The following is a 12,831-nucleotide window of genomic DNA, read 5'->3' as shown; positions in this document are numbered from 1 at the left end:
CTGTAATACCTTTAAAACTCTTAATAACTTAGATTTAAATTTTAAAGATTTTATCTATAATGCTAAAAACATTATAAAATATTTTATCATCTATGATTGAAACTTGTTTGTTAATGCCTTTTGCGTTTAATAATTCTATGAATTTTTCTAAATCTTCTGGATTAAGCAATTCGGTGTTTATAATGCTGCTAAAGAATTTGTTTTTATAAGATAGATGCAAAATCTTGTGTGATGAAAATCTAATTTTTAAATATTCGAAATAATATTCTTTTAAATCATCATAATATATCCTTGTTTTACTAAAAAGTCTAATGATTTCAAAATATTTATCATAACAAATAATTTTTCTTATCATAAGTGGAAAAAGCACAAAACGAAAATGGTGAGGAAAGATAAGAAAAGTAAGTAACAATGCCAACAAATAACCATCATTAAAATACAAAGAACAAGCAAAAATTATAATGATAAACAAGCATACAATAACATTAGGAAGTAATAAGAATAGTAATTTATATATAGAAAACAATAAGCTTTTTTTAAGATTTACTATCAGAATTATTTCTTTATCATTTTGCATAATATAAACCTTTTTTTGATAATTTAAGATTACATTATTTTAGTAATTAAATTAGTTAGTTTTAACACTAATTAAAATATATTTAAACTAAATTCTTATTTTCAATTATATAATGTTTTAATTTTTATGCTATTAAAATTGGGCTTTAATTAATGAGTAAATTGCGAGAAAATCTCGCAATTTTTTATTTAAAGTTTAGATTTTTTACATCCTCATCAACTTTTTTCATAGCTTCTGTTGGTAGAGAACCTGTTGGTGGTTTATGGTCTAGTTTTAGAGGTGCTGCTGGAATTGTTGCTGTTTTTGTTAATTCAATTTTAATTCCATAAGGAGCTAACGCATTTGCTAACTCTGCTTGTCCTTCTCTAGCTACTTCTTTACATTGACCTATAATTCTCATAAATTCTTGTGGTGAGTGGAAGCCATAGCTATTTTCACTAAATGATACGTCCCATCTAATATGTGCTTTTCTATGAGCATATTGTGCTTTTTCTATAACTTTTGAAATAGCATCATCTCTTGCTTTATCTTCAAGATTTGCAAATTCAGGAAGTTTTGCTAATTCTTCACGAGCTGTTTTTATATCAGCAATTAATGCTAATAAGTTATTTTCACAACCTCTAAGCTCATAAGCGTGGCGATTTTGAATAAAGCTAATTCTATCTTTTAATACTTGTTCGCTTTGTGGATGGCAAGTTTTACAAGCTGCATTTATATCAGCTAATGGAGATAGTATATTGTGATTAGTTACTTTGTTTGCTCCATCTCTTTTGTATGGCATATGACAATCTGCACAAGTTACACCACTTCTATAATGTAAAGAGCTTGAATACATTTCAGCTTCTGGGTGTTGCATTTTAATTATTTTTGTTTTTGTATCTTTTTGAATGTAATCATATGGGAATTCACCATTTGCAAATTTTTCATCATAGTATTCATCAAAATTCTCTATTTTAAATGCTTCATCTTTTTTCCATTTTGTCCATGGGAATGTTAAAGTGCTATCTTTACCTTCAAAATAATACTCAACGTGGCATTGCATACAAACATAATTTCTCATTTCTTTTCTACTAGCTTTGATACCACTTTTAGCGTCTGCTTCATAGCCTCTTAAAACCATAGCATTAACAAAAGCAGGGCGAGTTACACGAAGACTCATATCATCTGGGTTATGACAATCTGCACAGGTTGATCCCATATGAGAGCCGTGAATTCCATCTCCGTATTTTTCTTCTACTTTTTTCATAACATCAAAATAAGGCATTTTATTCATATTTGTCCAAGCTTCTTTCATAGCTTCGCCTTTTTCACCAAATGCGTCAAAAAATCCCATTTTCTTTGCACCCATTACTTCAGTTTTACCTAGCATAAAACTTGGGCTTAATTTATCACTTTTATAAATAGCAGTTAAAAATCCAGTATGGCAATTTACACAAGCACCAGGCTGACCTTTAAATGCAGGTAATCCGTGAGCATTTAGATATTCTTTATTGTTTCTTTTTGTTTCCATTTGGTCAATTTGTGAGTAATAGTGAGTTCTTGGTTTAGAATAATCAACCGCAAAAGCATATCCATTCCAAAATGTTGTCGCAGCCGGCCAGCGAATAATCTTACTATAAGGTAAGCTTCCGCCAAATGGTGTTTCAATATATTCATCTTTCATTTGTAAATAACCATCTAATTGAGCTGGGAAATTTCTACCCCATTTTGCAAAATCTGGTTCTTCATCACTAATTTCAAAAGTTTTTAATGGTTGAGTTTTACTTTCACCTTTATGTTCTGCAATGTTTGTATTAAGTGCAAATAAGCCTGCACCACCTAAAGCAGCTACCACAATAGCCGCAACATAAACTGATTTTGACATATTTTCTCCTTTTAATTATGTAAATGACCTATTGTTCTATGACAGCTAAGGCAATCAAGTGGCTCGCTATTTAATTTTGTCGTTGCATTGATTGCATTATGTGCGTAGTCTTTATGACAAGTCGCACAATTGCGATTAACATCTTCGTGTGTCATTTCGGTAGGTTCTAAATTAGGTGGATTTCCTCCTACTGTAAAATAATAGCCGTGTTTTAATCCGTGATAAGCTTTTTTAGTCCAATAAGCTACCACATCACCTTGAGGTAAATGACAATCTACGCAACCTGCATTGCTTGAATGCTCACCTTTTGCCCAGCTATCATAAACATCTGTCATAATATGACATTTGCTACAGGCTTCAGGTTTAGAAGTCATCATTAAAAAGCCATCTGCTATTATAAAAGTATAAATTCCACCACCAATAAAAATCCCAATTACTATGCAAAGGGCTAATAAAAGTTTGTTTGTTGGTTTTTTCATTTATACACCTTGTGAAAATTTGAAACACTACTTTAATATAAAAAAGCTTAAAAATAATTGATGGTAATTAATATATTTTTTTAAATTTAATTTAATTTTTAAATATTTTATATTATTTTATGAATGTTTTTTCAATTTTTATTGAATTAAGAATTTTAAGTTAATTTAATGTTGATAATATTTATGTGCTTTACTTTAAAAAAAATATTAATCTTAATCAATAAGATTTTAAAGCAAATAATCTAATCTATTTTTACATTATTATAAGGAGAATAAATGCAAAGACGAGATTTTTTAAAGAGCACAGCAGTTGCAAGTGCAGCAGCTTGCATAAATCCTAGTATTGCCTTAGCAAAAGACGAAACAAGTGAATGGACTTGGGATAAAGCAGTTTGTAGATTTTGTGGAACTGGCTGTGGTATTATGGTTGCTACTAAAAATGGCAAAATTGTAGCTACTAAGGGCGACCCTGAAGCACCTGTAAATCGTGGTTTAAATTGTATTAAAGGATATTTTAATGCAAAAATTATGTATGGAGAAGACAGGCTTGTAACGCCTTTATTAAGAGTAAATGCTAAGGGCGAATTTGATAAGAACGGAAAATTTGCTCCAGTATCTTGGAAAAGAGCTTTTGATGAGATGGAAAAACATATGAAAAAAGCTTTAAAAGAACAAGGTGTAAATGGTATAGGAATGTTTGCAAGTGGTCAGCATACTATTCAAGAAGGATATGCTGCTTCAAAATTATTTAAAGCTGGTTTTAGAAGCAATAATATAGACCCAAATGCTAGACATTGTATGGCAAGTGCTGTTATTGGTTTTATGCAAACATTTGGTATTGATGAGCCTGCAGGTTGCTATGATGATATTGAACTTACTGATACTATTATTTGTTGGGGTTCAAATATGGCTGAAATGCACCCAATTTTATGGAGCCGTGTAAGTGATAGAAAATTAAGAGACCCTGAAAAAGTAAAAATTGTAAATCTTTCAACCTATACAACAAGAACTAGCGACATTGCTGATATGGAACTTATATTTACTCCAAGTTCTGATATTGCAATATGGAATTATATTGCTAGAGAAATTGTATATAACAATCCAAAAGCAATTGATTGGGAATTTGTAAAAAATCATTGTGTATTTACAACAGGATTTGCTGATATTGGATATGGAATGAGAAATAATCCAAATCATCCAAGCTTTAGCGAAGCTGAAAAAGATACCGTAGCTAAAGAAAATGCAATCACTTTAGATAAAGATGAAGCAATAGCATTAAGTCATTTAGGTGTAAAAGATGGCGAAAAATTTGAAATGAAACATCAAGCTCAAGCAGCACTTAACTGGCAAATTCAATTTGAAGATTTCAAAAAAGCACTTGAACCTTATACATTAGATTATGTTGCAAGCGTAGCTAAAGGAAATCCTGATGAAGATATAGAAGAATTTAAGAAAAAATTAAAAGCATTAGCTGATTTATATATTGAAAAAAGCAGAAAGGTAGTAAGCTTTTGGACTATGGGCTTTAACCAACATACTCGTGGTAGTTGGGTAAATGAACTTGCATATACTGTGCATTTATTAGTAGGAAAACAAGCAAAACCAGGTGATGGAGCATTCTCTTTAACAGGTCAGCCAAGTGCTTGTGGAACAGCAAGAGAAGTTGGAACTTTCGCACACCGCTTACCTGCTGATTGGGTTGTAGCAAATCCTAAACATAGAGCTAAAAGTGAAGAGCTTTGGAAAGTTCCTGAAGGAACAATTAATGGTGTTCAAGGAAATCACTTTATGCAAATGATGAGAAATCTTGAAGATGGAAAACAAAAATTCGCATGGGTTATGGTAAATAATCCTTGGCAAAATACTGCAAATGCAAATCACTGGATAAAAGCTGCTAGAGAAAAAGATAATTTTATAGTAGTAAGTGATTGCTATCCTGGAATTAGTGCAAAAGTTGCGGATTTAATTTTACCTACAGCTATGATTTATGAAAAATGGGGAGCTTACGGAAACGCAGAAAGAAGAACTCAACATTGGAAACAACAAGTATTGCCAGTTGGCGAAGCTATGAGTGATTTATGGCAATTATTAGAGCTTAGCAAACGCTTTAAATTAAGCGAAGTTTGGAATGAAGTAAAAATTGATGAAAAGACAACATTACCAAGCGTATTAGAAAAAGCTAAAGAAATGGGATATAAAGAAGATGATACTTTATACGATGTTTTATTTGCTAATAAAGAATGTAAAGAAATTTCATTAGATGATAGTGAAAGCTTAAAAGATTGGTTAAATAGCGAAGTTAAAGGCGATAGTAGAAATGTAAAAGGTAGTGATGGCAATGTATTTAAAGGCTATAATTTCTTTATTCAAAAATATTTATGGGAAGAATATAGAAAATTCGGAGCTGGTCACGGACACGATTTAGCTAGTTTTGAAACTTATCATAAGGTAAGGGGCTTAAGATGGCCTGTTGTTGATGGTAAAGAAACTCAATGGAGATTTAATACAAAATACGATGTATATGCTAAAAAAGCAAATCCTGAAGGTGATTTTGCATTCTATGGGGATTTTGATAAATCAATTAAAAGTGGTGATTTAGTAAAACCAACAAGCGAAGAAGCAACAGCAATTACAAATAAAGCTAAGATTTTCTTTAGGCCATTTATGAAAGCACCTGAAAGACCATCTGAAGAATATCCATTCTGGTTATGCACTGGTAGGGTTTTAGAGCATTGGCATAGTGGAACAATGACAATGAGAGTTCCTGAATTATTCCGTGCAGTTCCTGAAGCTATGTGCTATATTCATCCAGAAGATGCTAAAGCTTTAGGAGTTGAGCAAAGAGAATTAGTATGGATAGAATCTCGCCGTGGAAAAGTTAAAGCTCGTATTGATATGCGTGGAAGAAATAAACCACCAAGAGGTCTTGTTTATGTTCCTTGGTTTGATGAGAATGTTTATATTAATAAAGTTACATTAGATGCAACTTGTCCAATTTCAAAACAAACTGATTTTAAAAAGTGTGCAGTAAAAATAACTAAGGCGTAATATTTATGAGAAGGCAATTTTTTACAAATACTATAAAGATTTTAGCAGTTGGTGTTGGAACTTTTAGCATATTCAAACTAAACGATACACCAAAAAGTGAAAGCAAAATTGAACTTAAAAAGAGTTTTTTTCTACGCCCACCAGGAGTTGTTAGTGAAAAACATTTTTTGGCTAATTGCATTCGTTGTGCTAAATGTGTAAAAGCTTGCCCTTATAATACTTTAAGTTTAGCTAAGATAGGGGAATTTGCTAGTTTAGGAACTCCTAAATTTAGTGCAAATGAAATTCCTTGCTATTTATGCGATGATTTGCCTTGTATTAAGGCTTGTCCGACAGATGCGCTAGATAAAAGTATTAATAAAATTTCTTTAGTAAATATTGGTCGTGCAATAGTAGATGAAAGCTCTTGTGTAGCTCATTTTGGAATTCAATGTGATGCTTGCTATAGGGCGTGTCCTTTTATAGATAAAGCTTTAAAGCTTGAATATAAAAGAAATGAGCGAACTAAAAAACATGCAATGTTAGTGCCTAAGGTTGATTATGATTATTGTGTGGGTTGTGGTTTATGCGAAAAAGTTTGTATTACTAAAAAGCCAGCTATTGTTATTTTGCCTACTAGTTTTATATTGGGTGAGAGAAATGATAATTATGTTAAAGGCTGGGTTAGTGGTGATGATGAAAGATTAAAACACATAGATACTAGCAAAAAACACGATGAGAAAAAAGCTATAAATTACCTAAATGATGGAGAATTTTAATGAAGATATTAAAAAATAAATATTTGATTTTAAGAAGATTTATCCAATTAGGACTTTTAGCTTTATTTATATTACCTAGTGCTGATTTTATTTTAAAAGGAAATCTTAGCTCTTCGCTATTATTTAATAGTATTAGCTTAAGCGACCCTTTTGCGTATTTGCAAATATTTTTAGCAACTTTTACTCTTAATGTGGGATTATTTATATCTGCATTTTTAGTTTTTATTATTTATGCTTTGTTTTTGGGTCGCGCATTTTGTTCTTTTGTTTGTCCTGTTAATTTGATTACAAATTTAGCAGATTTTATCAAGCAAAACACAAGTTTTAAAAGCTCTAAGCTGACTAATTTTAAACAAAACACTAGATATTTTATATTATTTAGTATTTTGATTTTGTGTTTGATAGCAAATGAGCCAATATTTGAAAAGTATTCTCATATAGGAATAATTACTAGGGGAATAATTTTTATGCAAACTTCGGCTATATTTGTTGCAATTATTATATTTTTACTTGATTTATTTGTGCAAAGGAATTTAGTTTGTTCGCATCTTTGTCCATTAGGTGCTTTTTATAGTTTAATTTCAAAATTTACTATGTTAAAAGTAAGTTATGATTTAAATAAATGCACTAAATGTATGAAATGCAAAATGATTTGTCCAGAAGCTCAAGTATTATCACTTATTACAAAATATAGTGGTAATGTTAGCAATAGTGAGTGCATTAAGTGTGCTAGATGTATTGAAGTATGCGATGATGATGCACTTAATTTTAATTTAATTAATTTTTTGAAAGGAAAAAAATGAAAAAAATATTTTTAAGTTTAGCTGCTAGTAGTTTGTTGATTGCTGCTAGTGTGAGTGATACTGAAATTGGTTTAAGAAAACATTCACTAAACGATGAAACAAAATTAGAAATCAAGAATTTTACATACTCTGAAAAAGAAGCTGGAGAAGCAGAGCGTTTTGAAAGAGCTTATTTAAATGCTCCACCACAAATTCCACACAATGTAGAAGATTTTTTACCAATTACTCAAGATAATAATATGTGTCTTAGCTGTCATGATTTAGGTGCTGATAATGAGCGTGTAAAGCTTAGTATTGAAGAAGCAACTCCTATGCCAGCAAGCCATTATTATGATTTAAGAAATGAGAAAAAACTTGATTCTATATCTCAAGCAAGATATAACTGCGTTCAATGCCACGCACCACAAGCAAATATTGATAGTGGAATCAAAAACACATTTAAGCCTGATTTTAGAAATGATGAATTAGGCAAACATCGTTCAAATTTACTTGATGTAATAAATGAAGGATTAAAGTGAAAAAATTGCTATTATTTATAGCTAGTTTAGGTTTAGCAAGTGAGCTAAACCTAAATGAATTAGAATATTTAGAATATGATTGTTATATAAACTATATCAATAATGAATTTGTAGCGTGTGGCAATGATATTTATAAAAATAATGATAAGGTTTTAAGCCTTGATGATAATATTATTTTTATTGATGATTACGATAGTAGCATTTTAGCAATTAGTTCAAAAGATGGATTAAAGACTTTAAACATTTATAAAGATAATAAATTATTGAAATTTAAAATCTCAAGCGATATTAATAAGGCATTTTTATACAAAGATAAAATAATTCTTACTTCTTTAGGAAGCGAACTAATCATAAGAGATTTATCATTTAACTTAATAAAAAAAGTTCATTTTTCAAATGCAAGCATAAATGCTGCAAGTATTAATAAAGAAAAGGCAAAAATTGCTTTAGGATTTGAAAGTGGAAAAATAGTTGTTTATGATTTAAATTCTAATGATTTTATAAGCAAGGAAGTTCATAAAGATAATATTTATAATGTAGATTATAAAAAAGATAATATTATTTCTTGCTCAACTGATAGAAAAGTTATAATTAATGATGATAAATTAAATGAAATTACTAATATAGAAAGTGATAATTTAGTTTATAATTGCGCTTTAAGTGATAATTTAAACTTTGCTTATTCTTGCGATTTAGAAAATAATATTTGTATAGGTAAGGATAAAATAAATATACGTAATTTATATCTTAATTCAATATTATTTGATAAAAATACATTAAAGCTCAATGCTTATTCAAAAATTTTATACAAAAAGGATTTTTAATGATTTCATCTTTAGTAGTTATTGCAAATGAAGAATTTGAAAACGAAATAAAAAATATAAAAGATGCCAACATAGAACAAGTAATTGATAAAAAGTTTATCGTTTTAATTGAAGCTAGTGATTTTGACAATACTTTAGCAACTTTTAATGCCATTAAGCGATTAGATAGTGTTATAGATGTTAATATGGCTTTTAGTGAAGCTAGTGAATTTGATTTAGAAATTAACGCTCAAAAAATAGCAGATAAAGTAAATGCTTTAGGCAATGCAGAGAATATTGAGTATTATGGAAACATTTATAATAAATATTAATAATTTAACTCGTAATTTTTTTATATTTTTATCTTTTAATATAAAATTCTTATAAGTATTATAATTTTAGATTATAATACTTACTCACATTTTTAATTAGATTAAAAAATTAATTTATTTTTAAGGAGAAGCTATGAATAAGCTTTTATGGATAGTTGTTGCTATTCTTGGAGCATTTTGTATGGGCGTTATTGCTTTAAATAATGGCGAAACAATAAATGCTGCTTGGATAGTTGTAGCTGCTGTTTGTATTTATACAATCGGCTATAGATTTTATGCTTTGTTTATAGAAACTAAGCTTTGCGGCGTTGATGCTACTAAGATTACTCCTGCTGTAGCACTTAATGATGGAAAAGACTTTGTTCCTACAAACAAATATGTTTTATTTGGCCATCACTTTGCTGCAATTGCAGGTGCAGGACCACTTGTTGGACCAATCCTAGCAGCTCAAATGGGATATTTGCCTAGTGTATTATGGATATTAATTGGTGGTGTTTTGGTTGGTAGCGTGCATGATTTTGTTGTGCTTTTTGTATCAAGCAGACGCGGTGGAAAAAGTCTTGGCGAAATGATTAAAGACGAGATGGGGAATTTCGTTGGTGTTGTTTCTATGATAGGAATTTTTCTTATTATGCTAATTATCATTGCTATTTTAGCTATGGTTGTTGTAAAAGCTTTAGCACATTCTCCTTGGGGGACATTTACAATAGCTTCAACAATTCCTATTGCTATTTTTATGGGAATTTATATGAGATTTATTCGCCCAGGTGCAGTCGGAGAAGCTAGTATAATTGGCTTTGTTTTACTTATGATAGCTTTATATTTAGGAAAAGTTGTATCAAACGACCCTGATTTAGCAAGACATTTTGATTTTAGCGTTCTTGAACTTAGCTTTATAATGATGGGCTATGGAATGATAGCTGCGATTTTACCAGTTTGGTTTTTACTTGCACCAAGAGATTATCTTTCAACATTTTTAAAAATCGGTGTAATTTTGATAATGGCTATTTGTGTTGTTTTAGTTTCTCCTGAAATTAAAATGGCAAAAGTTACACATTTTATAGATGGCACAGGCCCTGTGTTTGCAGGTGGATTATTTCCATTTTTATTTATAAATATTGCTTGTGGGGCGATTTCAGGCTTTCACGCATTAATTTCTAGTGGAACAAGCCCAAAAATGCTAGAAAATGAAACACAAGCAAAAATGGTAGGCTATGGTTCAATGCTAATGGAGAGTGCGGTTGCTATTATGGCTTTAATTGCTGCTTGCATACTTCAACCTGGAGTATATTTTGCAATAAATTCAGCACCAGCAATTATAGGCACGACACTTGAGAGTGCGAGTGCAGCTATTAGTGCTTGGGGATTTAGCGTAACTCCTGCTGATATTCAAACACTTGCTAATGATATAGGTGAGAGCACTATATTAAGTAGAACAGGTGGAGCACCTACATTTGCAATAGGCTTATCATTAATTATTCACGAGCTAATCGGTGGAAAGGAAATGATGGCATTTTGGTATCACTTCGCTATTTTATTTGAAGCATTATTTATCTTAACAGCAGTTGATGCGGGAACTAGAACTTGTAGATTTATGGTTCAAGATATGTTAGGAAATGTTTATAAGCCACTTGCAAACACAAGTAATTTAGGAGCAAATATATTCGCTACTTTAATTTGTGTTGCTGGATGGGGCTGGTTTTTATATGGTGGTGCGATTGACCCACTTGGCGGAATTTATTCACTTTGGTCGCTTTTTGGCGTATCAAATCAACTTTTAGCAGTAGTTGCTATGTTTTTATGTGGCTCTGTATTTATTAAAATGGGAAAAAGAAAGTATATCTTAGCTATTGTTTTACCTGCGCTTTTTGTAATCTCAACTACATTTACAGCAGGTATTGCAAAGGTATTACCACAAAGTGAAAGTAAAATCGCAAACTCAATTTCTCACGTAGCAACAGCTCAAATTAATTTTGCTAAAGCTGATGAACTATTAGTAAAAATTAATGCAGGAGATAATAGTGAAGCGACTTTAAAAGAATTTAATAAAGCTAAACAAGTAGCACATTCTAATGTAGTAAATGCTATTTTAACGATTTTCTTCTTATTAGTTACCATAATAGTTGGAATTAAATTCGTTCTAATTTGGAAAGAAAGTTATTCTAATAGGTTTAGCATTCCACTTAAAGAAGTGGTTTATGAAAAAGCAGCTTCGTGAGTTTTTTTACGCAATGCTTGGAGCACCTGATTATGAAAAATATTTAGAGCATTTTAAGAAAATGCACCCTGATAAAACTCCTTTAACTAAAAAGGAGTTTTTCATAGAGCAAACAAGCAAGCGTAAAACAAAATGCTGATAAATTTAAGTAGCTAGTTAGCTAATACAAATTATCTTTATTAGCAAATATTTTTATCTTTTTTTATAATTTTATTTTTAAAAATCTTGAATAATTATTAAATAATTTTAATCCATTAACTTCTTGTTAGCGGGGGGGGGGGTATTACAATAGCTCTTTTATTTAATCAAAGGAGTCATTATGGACAAAAGTTCTTATTTAATGTTGCTTGATAATAAAATATCAAGCGAGCAAAAGTTTATGCTAAGTAATAAACTTGACAGCTTAAGTGAAGAAAAATTTAAAAATCTTTCTTGTATTAATTACAAACACCCTATATTGGCAATGAATTTAGGGTTTTTCTTCGGGATATTAGGTATTGATAGGTTTTATCAAGGCAATAGGTCTTTAGGTTTTTTAAAATTAGGAATATTTTTAATAGGCTTAATTAGTGTATTTCTTTTTATAGGGCTATTTATTTTATGGGCTTTATATATTTATGTTTTAATAGATATTTATTTTGTATATAAAGCAATTCAACAAAGTAATTATCAAAAAATTTTACAAGCTATAGGCTAAGTAATAATTGGTTTTCAATACCAAATAACGGCAAAATTAGTGCAAAAGATAATAGCAAAGAACAGAATTATTAAAAGCTAAATAATTTGTAAGATTAAATATTGCAAAGTTATTTTGCCTATATTTTGCCTTTAATCCATTTTAAAATTAAAAATAAAGAAAATAAAATTAAAGGAAAAAATGAAAAAAAAGAAAAATATCGGTATTGGTGTTATTGTAGGTTTAATAGCTGCTAGTTTATTTAGCACTAAGGTATTTGCTTTTATGTTGTATTTAAAGAATCCTAATAATCCTTATAACTCGTTGAAAAATATTGAAGCAACAATTAACTTAGTAAAAAGTGTAGGGGAATTTGATAAATTTATATCGCAAGAGCGTTTGGCATTAGAACTATATGCTTCTTATGGTTTAACTTTTATCTTAGGATTTGTAATAGCGTTAATAGCATTATATTTTGTGCAAAAAGCTAAGAATAAAAATAAAACACAAAACTGATTTAATATTTTTATCTTAAAGTTATAAAAACATTAAGCTCTGTTATTTTTATAACAAAGCTTAATGTATAAATAAAAATTAAAATTATGATTAGACTAATTTTTTAAATACTAGAATTTAAAATCATCAAGAAGTTAAAATTAGAAAGCGTAAAATAATAACGAAAAAGCTATTTTACGGCTAATTGATTAAAATTTTTAATAAATCATAAGCTATATAAATCATTATTAGGCTAGTTA

13 protein-coding genes are annotated in these 12,831 nt (G+C 29.7%); 10 read left to right on the top strand and 3 right to left on the bottom strand.

The window, feature by feature from the left end:
- Positions 1-34: 34 nt before the first annotated feature.
- The 3 genes from KJQ97_RS07375 to nrfH form a co-directional block, all read right to left on the bottom strand.
- Positions 35-577 (bottom strand): hypothetical protein, encoded by a 543-nt coding sequence (locus KJQ97_RS07375; RefSeq protein WP_214120426.1) that lies wholly within the window; start codon positions 575-577, stop codon positions 35-37.
- Between the two features lie 184 nt (positions 578-761).
- Entirely contained in the window at positions 762-2,441 is a 1,680-nt protein-coding gene (locus tag KJQ97_RS07370; RefSeq protein ID WP_214120425.1) for an ammonia-forming cytochrome c nitrite reductase subunit c552, read from the bottom strand.
- Positions 2,442-2,452: 11 nt separating this feature from the next.
- A complete protein-coding gene (gene nrfH, locus KJQ97_RS07365; RefSeq protein ID WP_214118286.1) occupies positions 2,453-2,920 on the bottom strand; it encodes a cytochrome c nitrite reductase small subunit in 468 nt (155 codons plus the stop codon).
- A gap of 276 nt (positions 2,921-3,196) precedes the next feature.
- Between nrfH and napA the strand changes: the two genes are divergently transcribed.
- The 10 genes from napA (at position 3,197) to KJQ97_RS07315 (ending at position 12,592) form a co-directional block, all read left to right on the top strand.
- Positions 3,197-5,968, top strand: a complete 2,772-nt coding sequence (gene napA, locus KJQ97_RS07360; protein ID WP_214120424.1) for a periplasmic nitrate reductase subunit alpha — start codon at positions 3,197-3,199, stop codon at positions 5,966-5,968.
- A 5-nt stretch (positions 5,969-5,973) separates the two neighbouring features.
- On the top strand, positions 5,974-6,726 hold the full coding sequence (gene napG / locus KJQ97_RS07355; RefSeq protein WP_214118289.1) for a ferredoxin-type protein NapG: 753 nt from the start codon (positions 5,974-5,976) through the stop codon (positions 6,724-6,726).
- Positions 6,726-7,529 carry a quinol dehydrogenase ferredoxin subunit NapH gene (napH, locus tag KJQ97_RS07350; RefSeq protein WP_214120423.1) on the top strand — a complete coding sequence of 268 codons (804 nt, stop codon included), beginning with the start codon at positions 6,726-6,728 and terminating at the stop codon, positions 7,527-7,529. Before napG ends, napH begins: the two co-directional genes overlap by 1 nt.
- Entirely contained in the window at positions 7,526-8,047 is a 522-nt protein-coding gene (locus tag KJQ97_RS07345; protein ID WP_214118292.1) for a nitrate reductase cytochrome c-type subunit, read from the top strand. Before napH ends, KJQ97_RS07345 begins: the two co-directional genes overlap by 4 nt.
- Positions 8,044-8,871 carry a WD40 repeat domain-containing protein gene (locus KJQ97_RS07340; protein WP_214120422.1) on the top strand — a complete coding sequence of 276 codons (828 nt, stop codon included), beginning with the start codon at positions 8,044-8,046 and terminating at the stop codon, positions 8,869-8,871. The genes KJQ97_RS07345 and KJQ97_RS07340 overlap by 4 nt, the downstream gene beginning before the upstream one ends.
- On the top strand, positions 8,871-9,182 hold the full coding sequence (locus KJQ97_RS07335) for a chaperone NapD (protein ID WP_214118302.1): 312 nt from the start codon (positions 8,871-8,873) through the stop codon (positions 9,180-9,182). The genes KJQ97_RS07340 and KJQ97_RS07335 overlap by 1 nt, the downstream gene beginning before the upstream one ends.
- A gap of 133 nt (positions 9,183-9,315) precedes the next feature.
- Entirely contained in the window at positions 9,316-11,400 is a 2,085-nt protein-coding gene (locus KJQ97_RS07330) for a carbon starvation CstA family protein (RefSeq protein WP_214118304.1), read from the top strand.
- The gene (locus KJQ97_RS07325) at positions 11,381-11,539 is read left to right on the top strand and encodes a CstA-like transporter-associated (seleno)protein (protein ID WP_214118306.1); all 159 of its coding nucleotides are present in this window, start codon (positions 11,381-11,383) and stop codon (positions 11,537-11,539) included. Before KJQ97_RS07330 ends, KJQ97_RS07325 begins: the two co-directional genes overlap by 20 nt.
- A 180-nt stretch (positions 11,540-11,719) precedes the next feature.
- A complete protein-coding gene (locus tag KJQ97_RS07320; protein WP_214120421.1) occupies positions 11,720-12,097 on the top strand; it encodes an NINE protein in 378 nt (125 codons plus the stop codon).
- A gap of 180 nt (positions 12,098-12,277) precedes the next feature.
- Positions 12,278-12,592, top strand: coding sequence for a hypothetical protein (locus KJQ97_RS07315; RefSeq protein ID WP_214120420.1), 315 nt, complete (start codon positions 12,278-12,280; stop codon positions 12,590-12,592).
- Positions 12,593-12,831: the final 239 nt, after the last annotated feature.

Source organism: Campylobacter sp. 2018MI01, from assembly GCF_018501205.1.
GTDB lineage: Bacteria > Campylobacterota > Campylobacteria > Campylobacterales > Campylobacteraceae > Campylobacter_E.
This window is presented reverse-complemented; position numbering and strand designations above follow the sequence as displayed.